Genomic DNA, 15,653 nt, shown 5'->3' with positions numbered 1-15,653 from the left:
CTAAATATCCAGGAACCTGACGTCCTTGGCGTTCTGCTGGATGAAGTTTCTGCGTGATTCAACGTCCTCGCCCATAAGGACGGAGAAGGTCTGATCGGCTGCAAGGGCGTCATCCATGGTGACTTGGAGGAGGGTCCGGCGATCGGGATCCATGGTGGTATCCCACAGTTCCGTGTAGTCCATCTCGCCAAGGCCCTTGTAGCGCTGGATGCCGTTCTCCTTGGGGAGCCGCTTGTTCATCGCAGCACCCTTGCGGATGGTTTCGTCCCGTTCGCGATCACTGAACACGTAGTCATGCGCGGCGTTGGACCACTTGATCCGGTACAGCGGCGGCTGGGCCAAATAGACGTAACCGTTTTCAATGAGGGGACGCATGTAGCGGAAGAGCAGCGTCATCAAGAGCGTGGTGATGTGCTGGCCGTCAACGTCGGCATCTGCCATGAGCACGATCTTGTGGTACCGGAGCTTCGAAATATCGAAGTCCTCGCCAATGCCCGTACCGAACGCCGTAATCATGGACTGCACTTCGGCGTTGCCCAGGGCTTTGTCCAAGCGTGCTCGCTCAACGTTGAGGATCTTGCCTCGCAGCGGAAGGATGGCCTGTGTCTCCGGGTTGCGGCCGCGCTTGGCCGAACCGCCTGCGGAGTCACCCTCCACCAGGTAGACCTCGCAACGCGAAGGATCCTTCGACGAGCAATCCGAGAGCTTGCCGGGCATGCCGAAGGACTCAAGCGGGCTCTTCCGCCGCGCATTGTCGCGGGCTTTGCGCGCGGCCATGCGTGCCTGCGCAGCCTGGATGGCTTTCCGGATGACATCGCGGGCGGGACCGGGGTTGCGCTCCAACCAGTCACCGAGCTGATCGGTCACAACGCGCTGGACGAAGCCCTTGACCTCGGAGTTGCCTAGTTTGGTCTTGGTCTGGCCTTCGAACTGGGGCTCGGAAAGCTTCACCGAGATGACGGCGGTCAGGCCCTCACGGATGTCATCACCCGTCAGGTTGTCTTCCTTCTCCTTGATGATGTTTTTCTCGCGTGCGTAGCGGTTGATGAGCGACGTCATCGCAGCGCGGAAGCCCTCTTCGTGCGTACCACCCTCATGGGTGTTGATGGTGTTCGCGTACGTGTGGACGCTCTCGGAATACGCGGTGGTCCACTGCATGGCGACTTCCACCGAGATGTGCCGTTCGGTGTCCTCGGTTTCGAAGGCGATGACGTCCTCGTGGACGATTTCCACCTTCTTGTTGGAGTTCAGGTGCTTGACGTAGTCCAGCAAGCCGTCCGGGTATTCATAGACAACAGTGCGGTGTTCGGCTGCTACCTCACCTTCGGTGGCAACGGCGTCGAGGTCGAGCTCGTCGTCACCGGCCCGGGCTGCCGGGCGCTCGTCCGTCAGGGTGATTTTCAGGCCCTTGTTGAGGAACGCCATCTGCTGGAAGCGGGCACGCAGAGTCTCGAAGTCGAACTCCGTGCTTTCAAAGATGCTGCCGTCCGGGTAGAACGTCTGGGACGTCCCTGTCTCTTCCGTGGCCTCGCCCTTGACGAGTTCGCCCTGCGGCTTGCCGCCGTCGGCGAAAGACATGCGCCAGACGTGGCCCTGCCTCCGGACTTCGGTCTCGACACGACGGGACAGCGCATTGACGACGGAAATACCCACGCCGTGAAGGCCGCCGGAAACGGCGTAACCGCCGCCGCCGAACTTGCCTCCGGCGTGCAGGATGGTCATGACCACTTCAACCGTGGGCTTGCCTTCGGAGGGGTGGATGTCAACGGGGATACCGCGGCCGTCGTCAACCACTTTCACTCCGCCGTCAGCCTGGAGCGTCACCTCGATGTGGCTGCAGTAGCCGGCCAAAGCTTCATCTACAGAGTTGTCCACCACTTCATAGACCAAGTGGTGCAAACCGCGCGGACCGGTGGAACCGATGTACATGCCGGGGCGTTTGCGTACGGCTTCGAGGCCCTCCAGCACGGTGATGTCGCTGGCACCGTATTCCCTTGGCGCTTGCGCCTCACTCTGCGTGGGAGCAGCCTCCTCTGCGGGCTCTACTGCCAAGGTCTCTGCATTGTCGTTAGCCACAGGCGCTTTCGACTCCTCTGTGTTCGATGACGGCCGTTCCCTTGACGGCTCACGGATGACCGCAAGCCGTCAAGGGCACGTGACTGATTGCGCCGATTACTCCGGCGTGAGGGGTCCTGGCTCCCGACTGGCGGATTCCAAAGCCCTGACGACGTTTCATCGGCGCTCAGTGATCTGTGCCAATTCTATCGTGGAAAAACGCTAATCCCTGCAAATAAGGGGGCGGCTCACAGCTGAATATGCCGATGAGAGGCCGTTGGCCCTATCGTGGACGGCCCTGCGGAGGTGGAGGTGGGGGCCTATACGCCCCGGGGTCCTTGAAACGCCCTGCACGGCGCTCAGCCGTATGTGTCCCGGGGTCCGCGACCGTTGACACTGCGGCCGCCTTTCCGCCAGCTCGGTGCCGAGGGTCCGAGGACCTGGATGCTGGTGACGACGCCTTCACCGAGTTCCTTCCGGAACAGCTCAAGCAAGCTCGAACTCAGCAGGCGCAGCTGCGTTGCCCACGCGGTTGAATCGCAGCGCACATGGAGGGTTGTGTCCGTGAAGCTCTCAGGCGTGCAGTGCGCCGAGATGTCCGGCCCCACAAGTGTGGCCCATTCAGCCATGACGGAGCCCACGGCAACGGGTGACGTCCAGCCGCGTTCGGCCACCAGGCGTCCAACCACTTTTCCCAATCCCAAGGGGTCGCGGCCGCTTCCATGGAATTGCGAGAACCCTTTGGTTCCCCGGAGCCCGGTTCGTTTTTGAGTCGTCCCCGGCCGGGGTGCCCGCTGACGCACTTCGCCTCGCGCCGCGGCCGCCTCGCGCATCCTGTTCAGGGCCGCCTGGGCAGCGTCGATCTGGTCGGGAACCCGGTCGGGTTGGAGTCCGTCAGCGTCACCCTTCACCATCGATGCCTCCCGGAACAACGGTTACGCGCCGTCCGGCCAGCTCCTCCGGAATATCGGCGTCGACTGCGGCCGTCACGAGCACCTGTTCGGCGCCGGCCACGATTGCTGCCAGTTTACGCCGTCGCTGGACGTCCAACTCGGCGAAGACGTCGTCAAGAATGAGAATGGGCGCGGTCCCGCCGGTGCGTGCGTCATCGAGCATGACGTAGTAGGAAGCCAAGCGCAGGGACAAACACATGGACCACGTCTCACCGTGCGAGGCGTACCCCTTGGCCGGTGCCTGGCCGAGCATCAGCTCGAGCTCGTCCCGATGCGGGCCAACCAGCGAGATCCCGCGTTCGAGTTCCTTCTTGCGGGCTACGGCAAACGCCTGGATATAGCGTTCGGTGAGTTCGTCCACGGACAACTGCCGGAGTTCCTCGCCCGACGGCGGGCCTTGCGTGGGCTGCTCGGCCGGACCGCCGTCGTCGTCGAGTACGCCCTGGATGGTTGAGCGGTAAACCGCGCCGGCGATCTTTGAACCGTCGGTGAGTTGCGCGTAGGCGCTGTTCAAGTGCGGACGGAGGCGTTCCACCAACTCGAGCCTTGCGTGCAGAAGCTGTGCACCGGCACGGGCCATATGCTGGTCCCAGACGTCAAGGGTGGCCTCATGGCCCGCGGTGAATTTTCCTGTTCGGGCAGATTTCAGGAGGGCGTTACGCTGCTTGAGGACGCGGTCGTAGTCACTGCGTGTGGCAGCATGCCGCGGGACCAGGCTGACCAGGAGCTCATCCAGGAAACGCCGCCGGTTGGAGGGGTCTCCCTTGACAAGAGCCAAGTCTTCCGGGGCAAAGAGCACTGTTTGGCAAATGCCAAGGATGTCCCTCGCCCGTACCGGATTTCCGCGGTTGATGCGTCCGCGGTTGGCCCTGCCGGCATTGATTTCGACTTCTATGATGCTTGACTGTTCGCCGCGGACCAGGCGGGCGCGGATCATGGCACGCTCGGTGCCGAACCTCAGCAGCGGGGCGTCGCTGCTCACACGGTGGGAGCTGAGGGTTGCCAAGTACCCGATGGCTTCCATGAGGTTGGTCTTGCCGATGCCGTTTGACCCTACCAGAACGGTGACACCCGGCCCGAGCTTGAGGTCTACCTGTGCATAGCTGCGGAAATCCGTGAGCGAGAGATGTTCCAAATACACGCTGTTCGTGTGGCTCCTGCGGCTAGTTGGCCGGACGGGTGGCGTGGCCGCCGAACTGGTGGCGCAGCGCCGAGACCATCTTCATGGCGGGTGAGGTGTCCTCGCGGGAAGCGAACCGGGCAAAAAGCGCCGCCGTGATTGCCGGAGCCGGGACCGCGTTTGCGATCGCTTCTTCCACTGTCCAGCGCCCTTCGCCTGAATCCTCGACGTAGTCATCGATGGAGGCGAGGCCCGGGTCCTCGTCCAGTGCCTTGACCATCAAGTCAAGCAACCAGGAGCGGACAACGGTGCCCTTCTGCCACGCCCGGAACGTACCGGGAAGGTCCTTCACGATGTCCTTGGCCGCCAGCAATTCGTAGCCTTCGGCATAGGCCTGCATCAGGCCGTATTCAATGCCGTTATGCACCATCTTTGCGTAGTGTCCTGCACCTACGCCGCCTACGTGCACAAAGCTGTCCGCCCTTTCGCCCTCGGGACGGAGGGCATCAAAGACCGGCATGGCAAGTGCGATGTCTTCTTCGGAACCGCCGGCCATCAGGCCATATCCGTTCTGAAGTCCCCAGACGCCACCGGAAACACCGCAGTCAGCGAAACGGATTCCCTTTTCGGCCAACGCGGCGGCGTGCTTTTGGTCTTCGGTGAAGCGGGAGTTCCCGCCGTCGATGACGAGGTCGCCCTCGCTCAACTTCCCGCGCAGCTCGTTCACAACCGCGTCAGTGATTTCGCCGGAAGGAACCATCACCCAGACCAACCTTGGCGTAGGCAGCGCGGCGATCAGTTCATCCACCGAAGCTACGTCCGTGACGTCCGGATTGCGGTCAAAGCCTGTTACCTCAATGCCACCGTTCCTCATGCGTTCCCGCATGTTGAACCCCATTTTTCCAAGGCCAATCAGTCCGATGTGCACGCTGTGAACTCTTTTCTGCGTAGGTGGCGGTAGTGGCTAGTTGGGAAGGCGGACAGGCATCACGAGGTAGCGGTAGTCGTCTTGGTCCTCGCCATCGGCCTCTGCCTGCGCCGTGATCATGGCGGGCTTGGGAGCTGACGTGAAGGAGAAGCGCACGTATTTCGTTTCGATGACGCTGAGGCCTTCAACCAGGTAGTGCGGGTTGAAGGCTACCGTGATGTCGTCGCCTGAAAGTTGTGCCTCGAGTTCTTCGGAGGCCTGGGCGTCTTCGCCGGTGCCGGCATCCAGGTTCAGCAGGCCTTGGGTGAAGGCGAGGCGCACCGGTGTGTTGCGTTCGGCAACCAAGGACACTCGGCGTACGGCTTCCACGAGTTCCTGGGTCTGGACCGTGGCATGGATCGGCGTTGAATCCGGGAAAAGCGAGCGGATCTTCGGGTAATCACCGTCAACCAACAAGGACGTGGTGGTGCGGCCGCCGCTTTCGAAGCCAATGAGGCGGCTGTCGTCATCGGCCAGGGCAACGTTGATGTCGCCGCTTCCGCCAAGGGTCTTTGCCACCTCGTTCAGGGTCTTGGACTTGACCAGGGCGCTGGTGGAAATGCCCGGAGTGACGGGTTTCCAGGGCACTTCGCGCATGGCGAGCCTGTAGCGGTCAGTGGCAAGAAGCGTGATCATGTCATCCTCGATCTCCATGCGGACACCGGTGAGGATGGGCAGGGTGTCGTCCTTGCTGGCAGCGATGATCACCTGGGAGACGGCCTGCGCGAACGAATCACCCGGCAAGGTGCCGCTGATCGCAGGGAGTGCAGGCAATGCCGGGTACTCGGACTCGGGCATCGTTGCCAGGTGGAAGCTGCTTCGACGGCACGTGAGGGTGACCTTGCTGCCGTCGGTTTCCACTTCCACCGGAGCTGAGGGGAGGCTTCGACAAATATCTGCCAAGAGTCGACCGGACACCAGGATGGTGCCCTCTGTGGTGATGTCAGCCGGAATCTCGAGGCGGGCCGAGGTTTCGTAGTCAAAGCTGGACAGGCTGACGGTTCCTGCCTCGGCTTTGAGGAGGAGGCCGGAGAGGACAGGCACCGGCGGCCGCGGAGACAACGACCGCGCGGTCCACGTAACGGCTTCTGCCAGGACGTCGCGGTCGACTCTGAACTTCACGGAGGGGTGCCGCCTTTCATTGCTGCCAAATAGTAGCTGCGGATTCCAGCCATGGAAGCCGCCAAAATTCCGCGTTCCAAGGTCCCGAGGTGCATGGTCCGCACACAACGGACTACAAAACCAACCCAGGGATGGGAGCGCTGGTGACAGCTTAGCCGCAAGATCGGGGATTAACCCATCCCCGGCCGGCGGGACCCCGGCTATGTGGACAGTCCCCGGCCGGCCTGTGGCCGGTTGGAGTTCTCTCTCAGTGGTGCCTTGGGGCGTGGAGGAACGAGATTGTTATTTGAGGGATTTCAATTTTTTGGGATTCGTAGTGTTAATAACTGCTGTGGAAACTGTGGATAAGTGGCTTTCGCCGCGCGGTTCCGCGGTTAAGCCCTGTTCACGGACTGTGCGTTAACTGGGTTTTAAACAGGGTGTGGATGGGGACAACCCGGAAGCCCGTTTTTAACGATCCACAGATGCCTTAAGGGTTTTAAGCCCATTAAGCGCGCTTGTCCCCTTAACAATCCACAGGGTTATCCACATGCGCCTGTTAATAAGGTATGTAGTGCGCGGAACGTCTGTGGATTCAGGAGTCGCGCTGCTGCTGCTTGATGCGGTTGGTCAGCTCGGTGACCTGGTTGTAAATCACACGGCGCTCGGCCATCAGTTCGCGAATCTTGCGATCGGCGTGGATGACGGTGGTGTGGTCGCGTCCGCCCAGTTCCTGTCCGATCTTGGGCAGGGACATGTCTGTCAGCTCACGGCAGAGGTACATGGCGATCTGCCGGGCCGTCACCAGTGTGCGGGTCCGGGACTTGCTGCAGAGCTCTTCCATGCTGAGTTTGAAGTAGTCAGCTGTCTGGTCGAGGATCTGCTTCGCAGTGATTTCCTGGGCGCCGTCGTCAGTGATCAGGTCCTTGAGGACCATCTCAGCCAATGCCACATCCACCGGCTGCCGGTTCAGGCTGGCGAAGGCGGTAACGCGGATGAGCGCACCTTCGAGCTCACGGATGTTGCTGGAAATCTTGGACGCGATGTACTCCAAGGCATCGTCCGGCGCTGAAAGACCCTCGCTCAGGCCCTTCTTGCGGAGGATGGCGATGCGTGTTTCGAGTTCAGGCGGCTGGATGTCCGTGAGGAGACCCCATTCAAACCGTGAAGTCATCCGGTCTTCGAACCCTGCCAGCATCTTGGGCGGCTGGTCCGAGGTGATGACCACCTGCTTGTTGGCGTTGTGCAGGGCGTTGAACGTGTGGAAGAACTCTTCCTGCGTACGGTCCTTGCCGGCCAGGAACTGGATGTCATCGATCAGCAGCACATCCACGTTCCGGTACGTGGTCTTGAAGCTGGTGCCTTCATCATCACGGATGGAGTTGATGAAGTCGTTGGTGAACTCTTCGGAGTTGACGTAGCGGACGCGGATGCCGCTGTAGAGGCGCCGGGCATAGTGGCCGATGGCGTGCAGCAGGTGGGTCTTGCCCAGGCCCGAGTCTCCATAGATGAAGAGCGGGTTATAGGCCTTCGCGGGCGCTTCGGCTACGGCAACGGCTGCCGCATGGGCAAAGCGGTTGGATGAACCGATCACGAAAGTATCGAAAATGTACTTCGGGTTCAGGCGTCCGAATTCATGGGAGGTGCTGGGAGGAGTCGGCTGCGGCTTCGGCTCCGCGGCCAGGTCCGGGACAGGGGAAAGCTCGACGGCGGGTTCCGGCTCCTCGTGGACCGGCACCAGATCGGTATCAACGTCGATCGCGCAGCGGATGTCATCGGAGAAGACATTGCGCAGGGCATCATCCAGAGCGTCCTTGACCTGCGTCTGAAGGACTTCGCGGGTGAGCTCGTTGGGAACGGCCACCAACAGGGTGGAACCGATCAGGCCCTGGGCCTGGGCGAGGATGACGAAACCGCGCTGTCGGGGAGATACCCGGTCATCTTGTTCCAGCAGGCTCAGCACCCGGCGCCAGGAACTTCCGACAGTATTGGCGTGGTTGGCTTCGTCTACTGTCATCAATGTGTTCCTAAATACTTGCTTGCCTGCGTTGCTGGCAGCCGAAGGGCATCCGGCTGGTACGTGTTCCATGGATTAATCCACAGAGTTATGCACAGCGGGTGGACAATGGGCTACTGAGCCACTCTAGGGGATGATTTCTCTAGAAGATAGCTGGGAAGTTGCTTGTGGATAATTACACCGTTGTTGTTCCCGATCGGTGGCTGTGAGCCAGTTCATCCACAGGCTGATGCCAGTCGTTTGCCACAGTTGTGGACAGCTTCAGGGCGGCCCTCCGGTTTGACTGGGGGTCTATTTTTGCCCTAACGTTGTGAAGTCCTTTGTGTCCGCTTTTGAGATCAGTTGCATCTCCGTACGTTTACCGTGCGAGAGGCAGCGGCGGCGGCCACATACAAAACTTAGCGTCGGCCAGTTCTTCCCCTTTTGATCGGGTGGGCGCACCTTTGATCCACTGGAGTAACTAACGTGAGCAAGCGGACTTTTCAGCCGAATAACCGCCGTCGGGCCAAGAAGCACGGCTTCCGCCTTCGTATGCGCACCCGTGCCGGCCGCGCCATCCTGGCTGCCCGTCGCGGCAAGGGCCGCGTCGAGCTGTCGGCTTAAATAACTGACTTGTCGGCCAGGGTCCTCTCGGGGGTTCGTCGGTGCTAGCCACCCCAAACCGCCTTCGGACGTCTACCGACTTTTCAACAACTGTACGTTCCGGCGTCCGTAATGGACGCCGGAACTTAGTGTTATATACGGCTCCTATCGGGGCCGGGGAGCCGAGTCGTATCGGCTTCATTGTCTCCAAAGCCGTCGGGAACGCCGTGACCAGGAACCTCGTTAAGAGGAGACTGAGAGAAGCAGGCGCGCTGTCCTTGCAAACGCATGGAACGGGCCTGGCGGTCGTAGTCCGTGCACTGCCGGCAGCTGCAACCGCCAGCTGGGAGCAGTTGCTGAATGATTACAACGCCGCATTGGCAGTGACGACGAAGCGATTGGGTGGCTCAGCTCCACGCAACGCTTCGCAGGACCGCAACGGCACCACTACGGAAGGGACACCGCGTGCATCACCATAGTGCCGCCGTCGTTCCTTCCTCCGGCGACCCCGGGAACGAGGTTCCCGCTCCAACCTGGTTGGCCACAGTCGGCCGGTTTGTTTGGGACCTGCCTCGGAACGTCCTCATTCTCCTGCTGAAGGCCTACCGCAAGGTGGTTTCGCCCCTGTACGGCCAGGTATGCCGTTTCTTCCCGTCGTGTTCGGCCTATGCGCTGGAGGCGGTCACGGTGCACGGCGCCGTGAAGGGCAGCTGGCTCGCAGCCAAAAGGCTCGCCAAATGCCACCCTTGGAATGCCGGTGGAGTGGACCATGTCCCCGCCGGCCACCGTCATTGGCCGGAAGGCCGGACGCCCACAATTGTTGTACTGAACAACCCGGACCAGTTCCTGGCTGCTCAGGCTGATGAAGAAGGCCGCCCGGCGGCCTGACGAATAGGGATATCGTATGGACTTCTTTGAAACAATCATGTTTCCGTTCAAGTGGCTGGTGTCAATCATCATGGTTGGCTTCCACGAGGGACTGAGCTTCCTTGGAATGCCCGCAGCGAACGGCTGGACCTGGACCCTGTCCATCATTGGTCTGGTGCTGGTTATCCGTGCCGCCCTGATCCCTGTTTTCGTCAAGCAGATCAAAGCCCAGCGCGGCATGCAGCTCCTGCAGCCCGACTTGAAGAAACTGCAGACCAAATACAAGGGCAAAACAGACCAGCTCAGCCGCCAGGCGATGGCGCAGGAGCAGATGGCCCTGTACAAGAAGCACGGCACAAACCCGTTCTCCGCGTGCTTGCCGATGCTGATCCAGATGCCGTTCTTCTTCGCCCTGTTCCAGGTGCTGTCCGGGATCTCCACCAACGCCAAGGCCGGCCAGGGCATTGGTGCCATGAGCCACGAGCAGGTAGTGCAGTTCGACCAGTCGAGCATCTTTGGTGCACCGCTGTCCGCTTCCCTGCTGCACGGCGACCCCAGCGGCAGCGGCAGCGCAGTTGCTGTGTGGGTGCTGTCCATCATCATGATCCTTGCCATGACTGCATCGCAGTTCATCACGCAGAAGCAGATCATGGCCAAGAACATGTCCGAGGAAGCACTCGCCAGCCCGTTCATGCGCCAGCAGAAGATGATGCTCTACATCCTGCCGCTCGTCTTCGGCATCGGTGGTATCAACTTCCCGATCGGTGTCCTCATTTACTGGACCACCACCAACCTCTGGACCATGGGCCAGCAGTTCTTCGTCATCCGCCGTATGCCCACCCCGGGTTCCCCCGCCGCCAAGGCGCTGGAGGAACGCCGCGCTGCCAAGGGCCTGCCGCCGCTGGCCGGCAAGAAGAACGACGACGCCGAGGCTGCCGCCGCCGCTGCTGCCGCCGAGGCACGGGCGCAGCGCGTCCAGCCGCAACGTAAGAACAGGAAGAAGAAGTAATGTCTGCTGAGAGCACCGAGGAAATAACCGACGCCGTGACTGAGGCCCAGGAAGAGACCCCGTCCAAGACGGCCAGCCGTTTGGAAGAGGAAGGCGATATTGCCGCCGACTACCTCGAGGAACTCCTCGACATCGCAGACATCGACGGTGACATCGACATCGAGGTCCGCAATGGCCGGACCTACATCTCCATTGCCGCGGAAGAGGAATCACCCGCGCTGGAAAGCCTTGTAGGCCGTGACGGTGAAGTACTCGAGGCCCTGCAGGAGCTGGCCCGCCTCTCCGTACTTTCCGCTACCGATAGCCGCTCCCGGTTGGTGCTGGACATCAACGGATACCGCAAGCACCGCGCCGGGGTCCTTCAGCAGATCGCAGAGGACGCAGTTGCCAAGGTGAAAGAGAACGGTGGAACCGTTGCGCTGGAACCGATGAGCGCGTACGAGCGCAAAATTGTCCACGACGCCGTCGCCGACCTCGGATTCGTTTCCGAATCCGAAGGCGAGGGCGCCGGACGTCACATCGTGGTTTCGGCTGACTAACGGCCCATGGTAGAAATCTCCGCGACAGAACTGCAGGCGGCCGAGAAGATCTTCGGGGAGCGCCTGGATCTTGCCAAGCGCTACGTTGAACATTTGGCCACCTCCGGCATTGAACGCGGCCTCATCGGTCCCCGGGAAGTTCCGCGTCTGTGGGGTCGGCATGTGCTGAACTGTGCCGTCATTGAGTCCGCGATCGCAAAAGACAGTCACGTGGCCGACGTCGGTTCCGGGGCTGGACTTCCCGGCCTGTGTCTGGCCATTGCACGTCCTGATCTCGAGCTCACCCTGATTGAGCCACTGGAACGCCGTGTGATTTGGCTCCAGGAAGTTGTTGACGATCTTGGACTCGACAACGTCACCGTGATGCGTACCCGTGCCGAGCTTGCAGTGGGTCTGGTTAACGCGGACGTTGTGACCGCCCGCGCCGTCTCTGCCCTGAGCAATTTGGCTGGCCTTACCATTCCGTTGCTCAACGGAAAGGGCGAGGTCGTGGCCATTAAGGGGCGCAGCGCAGCCGAGGAGATCGAGAAGGCCAAGAAGGTTATTCGTAAGCTTGGCGGCGTAGAAACGTCGGTTGTGGTGTGCGGACAGGAGCTTTTGGAGGAACCCACCACCGTGGTGAGGATCATCGTCAACAAGCCCGGAAAGACAGCTTAGCCACCGCTTGGTTTCCCGCGTGTCGGCGGCTGAGCAGTTAGGCTAGAGAACGGCAGCAAGCGCCGAATGAGAGTGAGAGTGTGACCAGTGGGCAGTAGCGAAACCTCCACGCAGCGGATCCCCCCTTTTATGTCGTTGGGGTCCGCGCGGTCTATTGCCACACCGCCGAGCACGCTGCAGCCTGCTTCCGCTCGCACGAATTCGGTTGATAAGACGGTTTCACGTGAAACTGTGGCCGATGATGGTCCCAACGTTATGGACTCGATCGACGATTCAAGCCCCATCGCACGCCAGTTGGCGAACGAGACCCGGCGGCGGGAACGTTTGATCGGACGGCAGTTGCCCAAACCTGAGCGCACCAGGATCTTCACGGTATCCAATCAAAAGGGTGGCGTCGGCAAGACCACCACCACGGTCAATATCGCTGCGGCCCTCGCGTCTGCCGGCCTGAATGTGCTGGTCATCGACATCGATCCCCAGGGCAACGCCTCGACCGCCCTCGGCATCGAGCACCATGCTGATGTAGACAGCATTTATGACGTCCTCATCAACGACCTTCCCCTGAAGGACGTAGTGGCACCGTGCCCGGACATCCCCAACCTGTTCTGCGCCCCGGCCACTATCCACCTTGCCGGCGCGGAGATCGAGCTTGTGTCCCTGGTGGCCCGCGAACAGCGCCTGCGCCGCGCGATCGACGTCTACGCGAAAGAACGCGAAAAGAACGGCGAAGGCCGCCTCGACTACATCTTCATTGATTGCCCTCCCAGCCTGGGCCTGCTGACAGTGAACGCATTCTGTGCAGCCAGCGAAGTACTGATTCCCATCCAGTGTGAGTACTACGCCCTGGAAGGTCTGAGTCAACTGCTGAAGAACATCGAAATGATTCAGAAGCACCTCAACGCTGATCTGGTGGTGTCCACCATCCTGCTGACCATGTATGACGGTCGGACGAACCTGGCGGCACAGGTCGCCTCCGAAGTGCGCCAGCACTTCCCTCAGCAGGTTCTCAGTGCGGTAGTTCCTCGGTCTGTGCGTATCTCCGAAGCGCCGAGCTACCAGCAAACAGTGATGACATACGATCCCTCGTCCAGCGGCGCGCTCTCCTACATGGAAGCCGCTGCTGAAATCGCAGAACGCTAGAATTCTTGAAACACTGCAAGAGCCTGGGCTACTCCACGCTCGGCTATTCCATCGGAGGGAAGAACTAATGAGCGAAAAGCGAAGAGGCCTTGGCAGGGGTCTTGGGGCTCTCATTCCCAGCTCGGCCTCCGCCGGCGTCCAAGGAGCTGGCGCTTCGCCGTCCCGTCCTGTGGATCTGTTCTTCCCTGATGCCCGGAAAGCTCCGGAGCCGGAATCTGTTTCCGCGCCGGCGGAAGCGGGCAACGATGCTTCAGAGGGTTCGGCCACACGAGCAGCAGTTTCGAAGACTGGCTCGTCCAAGTCGAGCGCCAAATCGGATGCCAAGGCTCCGACCAAGAAGACGGCTGCTGCGACAGGATCGTCTTCGACGGTCTCTTCCAAGCAGGCAGCTTCGGTGTCTGCTCCGGAAGCTTCAGACGAAAGCCCGACGACCGCCCTGCCGGAAGCAAGCGCTTCACCCGCATCCACTGAACCGCAGACCGACCTGGTGGAGGTTCCGGGAGCACGTTTCGCGGAAATCCCTGTCACGGACATTCACCCGAACCGAAAGCAGCCCCGTTCCGTCTTCGATGAGGACGACATGGCAGAGCTTGTGCACTCGGTCAAGGAAATCGGTGTCCTCCAGCCAATTGTTGTACGTACTTCAACCGAAAAGGGTGGAGAACCGTATGAGTTGGTCATGGGTGAGCGTCGGTGGCGTGCTGTGCAGGCCGCCGGTCTGGACACCATCCCTGCGATCGTCCGTGACACCACCGATGATGACCTCCTCCGGGACGCACTTCTGGAGAACCTCCACCGGAGCCAGCTGAATCCTTTGGAAGAAGCCGCCGCTTACCAGCAGCTCCTTGAGGACTTTGGAACGACGCACGAACAATTGGCTGACCGCATCGGCCGGTCCCGTCCGCAGGTCTCCAATACTCTTCGCTTGCTGAAGCTTCCACCCCTGGTGCAGCGCAGGGTTGCCGCCAACGTTTTGTCCGCAGGGCATGCGCGCGCATTGCTGTCCCTGCCGGACGCGGCCGCGATGGAAAGGCTCGCACAGAAGATTGTGGCTGAGGGCATGTCTGTGAGGGCCACAGAGGAAGCAGTGGCGCTTTACCAAGAGCCTGCCGCACCCACCAAGAATTCAATTCCCAAGCCCAACGCACGGCACGAACGGTTGGACTACTTGGCCTCGTCCTTGTCTGATCGCCTGGATACGAATGTGAAGATCACGCTTGGCGCCCGTAAGGGACGGGTGAGCATTGAGTTCGCCAGCGTGGAAGATCTCAACCGGATCATGGATGTGTTGAGTCCTGGGGCAGAAAGCTAGAAGTTCCTTATCATCGGAAAAAGGGTTCACTTCATTGGAGTGGGCCCTTTTGCTGTCTCCGAGCATCCCTGAACGAGGGGCCTAGTGTGTCCAGGCCGGGGGTCGCTTTTGAGTGATGTGGATTAACGGGTATATGCGGACGCCGTTTGTTGAATCCAAGGTGCCGTCGGTTTTTGACGTCAGGGCCAATCTGGGCGCTCGTCACGGAAGCTTCCGAGGAGACAGATTGTGTGTGTCCATGGAGGTCCCTAAACCGCCCCTCGGGTCCATCGGGCTGTCGGAGCGTCGCTGAATCCGCATAAGCCGCTCTGTGGGCGGCCAGGACCGCGTTCTAAGGCGTGGGTGAGGCGTCCATCCACCCTAGAGCCTCCATCCAGGTCGCCTGTGGCGGTTCCAAGTATTAGCTCCACGAGCTTCAGTGTGGTTGATGCCCTCACTCCTGCGAATGCACTGACTGAGTGCCCTAGCGTGAGGGCTCGAGATCCCTATTGGCGCGGATAGTGCACACTGCGCTCGGCTACTGCAGTTTTGATTCACCCATCGCGGGAGTTACTCTCGCCGAGGATGAGCGTTTCACGTGAAACCAAGGACGCCTTTTGCGCTCGTTTCACGTGAAACAACGATGATTTCTTATTGGATGGGACGGCTGTCTTGGTTGGGCTGGGTGGTCCCCTTGTTTATGCCGGCCCGTTTGCGTTGTTAACGCTGATCAGAGTAGGTCTGTCGTGAGGGCCGTCCTCTCCTTGTGTCAGTCTGGGTCAGCCTGTCGTGCGTGAACGTTGTTCATCGTGTGACATGAGGTCACTGGCATGCGCCTGGAGGTGCAATTATCCGCCCACATGCTGCCCAGGCATGTCCTACTGCCGTGTGTCGATTCCTTGCGTAATCTGGTACGCCCTGTTTTTGCTCATCCTTACTGTCACGGGCGGTTCGAGGTGAGGCCGAACTGCTGTGAGAGCGCACTGACTATCCTTTGCCACTACTCTGCAGATATATGTTTCACGTGAAGCAAGGATCATTTGCTCCGGATGCTTCACATCGACGTCGGTGGCTGGCTAGTTCAGAGAAGTGCACCGTAGGGCCAGGAGCGGGGCTTCTCGGAAGTCCGCATACGTCACGCTGCAAGCTTGCAAGTTACGTCGCCCTAGCCATCGCTGGGGTCTCCCCGAAGCGTGCTCCAGACGCCTATAGACGTTCCTGACCAACCTCACGGCGACCTACGCCGCCCACCTTTTAGGCGCCCCTAGGAAGAACCACTCCATACGCTGATCCCGGGGCCGGACGCGCCAGTGCAGGATGCTCGTACCAAGCAGGGTTCCTCGACGCTGTTTCAC

13 protein-coding genes and 1 pseudogene are annotated in these 15,653 nt (G+C 60.6%); 8 read left to right on the top strand and 6 right to left on the bottom strand.

All coding sequences use genetic code 11. The features are described 5' to 3' along the window. The 6 genes and pseudogenes from gyrB to dnaA form a co-directional block, all read right to left on the bottom strand. Window positions 1-2,076 (bottom strand): DNA topoisomerase (ATP-hydrolyzing) subunit B, encoded by a 2,076-nt coding sequence (gene gyrB / locus AUR_RS10530; protein WP_062094351.1) that lies wholly within the window; start codon window positions 2,074-2,076, stop codon window positions 1-3. Window positions 2,077-2,414: 338 nt separating this feature from the next. After that, complete coding sequence (locus AUR_RS10525) at window positions 2,415-2,969, bottom strand: DciA family protein (RefSeq protein WP_021473169.1); 555 nt, start codon at window positions 2,967-2,969, stop codon at window positions 2,415-2,417. After that, window positions 2,956-4,149: a DNA replication/repair protein RecF gene (gene recF / locus AUR_RS10520; protein WP_062094349.1), complete on the bottom strand. Its 1,194-nt coding sequence runs from the start codon at window positions 4,147-4,149 to the stop codon at window positions 2,956-2,958. Before recF ends, AUR_RS10525 begins: the two co-directional genes overlap by 14 nt. 22 nt (window positions 4,150-4,171) lie before the next feature. After that, a pseudogene (gene gnd / locus AUR_RS10515) lies at window positions 4,172-5,089 on the bottom strand (phosphogluconate dehydrogenase (NAD(+)-dependent, decarboxylating)); the annotation flags it as partial. Window positions 5,090-5,092: 3 nt separating this feature from the next. Beyond that, complete coding sequence (gene dnaN / locus AUR_RS10510; RefSeq protein WP_021473166.1) at window positions 5,093-6,217, bottom strand: DNA polymerase III subunit beta; 1,125 nt, start codon at window positions 6,215-6,217, stop codon at window positions 5,093-5,095. A gap of 574 nt (window positions 6,218-6,791) precedes the next feature. Beyond that, the gene (dnaA, locus tag AUR_RS10505) at window positions 6,792-8,213 is read right to left on the bottom strand and encodes a chromosomal replication initiator protein DnaA (RefSeq protein WP_021473165.1); all 1,422 of its coding nucleotides are present in this window, start codon (window positions 8,211-8,213) and stop codon (window positions 6,792-6,794) included. A 465-nt stretch (window positions 8,214-8,678) separates the two neighbouring features. Here dnaA and rpmH point away from each other — a divergent pair, with 465 nt between their 5' ends. The 8 genes from rpmH to AUR_RS10465 all read left to right on the top strand — a co-directional run bounded on the left by rpmH (window position 8,679) and on the right by AUR_RS10465 (window position 14,319). Beyond that, window positions 8,679-8,816, top strand: a complete 138-nt coding sequence (gene rpmH, locus AUR_RS10500) for a 50S ribosomal protein L34 (protein ID WP_011776797.1) — start codon at window positions 8,679-8,681, stop codon at window positions 8,814-8,816. A 41-nt stretch (window positions 8,817-8,857) separates the two neighbouring features. Then, the gene (rnpA, locus tag AUR_RS10495) at window positions 8,858-9,274 is read left to right on the top strand and encodes a ribonuclease P protein component (RefSeq protein WP_082694617.1); all 417 of its coding nucleotides are present in this window, start codon (window positions 8,858-8,860) and stop codon (window positions 9,272-9,274) included. Between the two features lie 58 nt (window positions 9,275-9,332). Beyond that, window positions 9,333-9,683 carry a membrane protein insertion efficiency factor YidD gene (gene yidD, locus AUR_RS10490; protein WP_225740089.1) on the top strand — a complete coding sequence of 117 codons (351 nt, stop codon included), beginning with the start codon at window positions 9,333-9,335 and terminating at the stop codon, window positions 9,681-9,683. 16 nt (window positions 9,684-9,699) lie between these two features. Continuing rightward, a complete protein-coding gene (yidC, locus tag AUR_RS10485; RefSeq protein ID WP_021473163.1) occupies window positions 9,700-10,671 on the top strand; it encodes a membrane protein insertase YidC in 972 nt (323 codons plus the stop codon). Then, window positions 10,671-11,210, top strand: a complete 540-nt coding sequence (locus tag AUR_RS10480) for a Jag family protein (RefSeq protein WP_062098906.1) — start codon at window positions 10,671-10,673, stop codon at window positions 11,208-11,210. The genes yidC and AUR_RS10480 overlap by 1 nt, the downstream gene beginning before the upstream one ends. Window positions 11,211-11,216: 6 nt before the next feature. Then, a complete protein-coding gene (gene rsmG / locus AUR_RS10475) occupies window positions 11,217-11,867 on the top strand; it encodes a 16S rRNA (guanine(527)-N(7))-methyltransferase RsmG (protein ID WP_062098905.1) in 651 nt (216 codons plus the stop codon). Between the two features lie 255 nt (window positions 11,868-12,122). Continuing rightward, window positions 12,123-13,007, top strand: coding sequence for a ParA family protein (locus AUR_RS10470; RefSeq protein WP_031216754.1), 885 nt, complete (start codon window positions 12,123-12,125; stop codon window positions 13,005-13,007). A 67-nt stretch (window positions 13,008-13,074) separates the two neighbouring features. Continuing rightward, window positions 13,075-14,319: a ParB/RepB/Spo0J family partition protein gene (locus AUR_RS10465; RefSeq protein WP_062098903.1), complete on the top strand. Its 1,245-nt coding sequence runs from the start codon at window positions 13,075-13,077 to the stop codon at window positions 14,317-14,319. Window positions 14,320-15,653 lie beyond the last annotated feature (1,334 nt).

Origin of the sequence: Paenarthrobacter ureafaciens (assembly GCF_004028095.1) — a bacterium.
Taxonomy (GTDB): domain Bacteria; phylum Actinomycetota; class Actinomycetes; order Actinomycetales; family Micrococcaceae; genus Arthrobacter; species Arthrobacter ureafaciens.
This window is presented reverse-complemented; position numbering and strand designations above follow the sequence as displayed.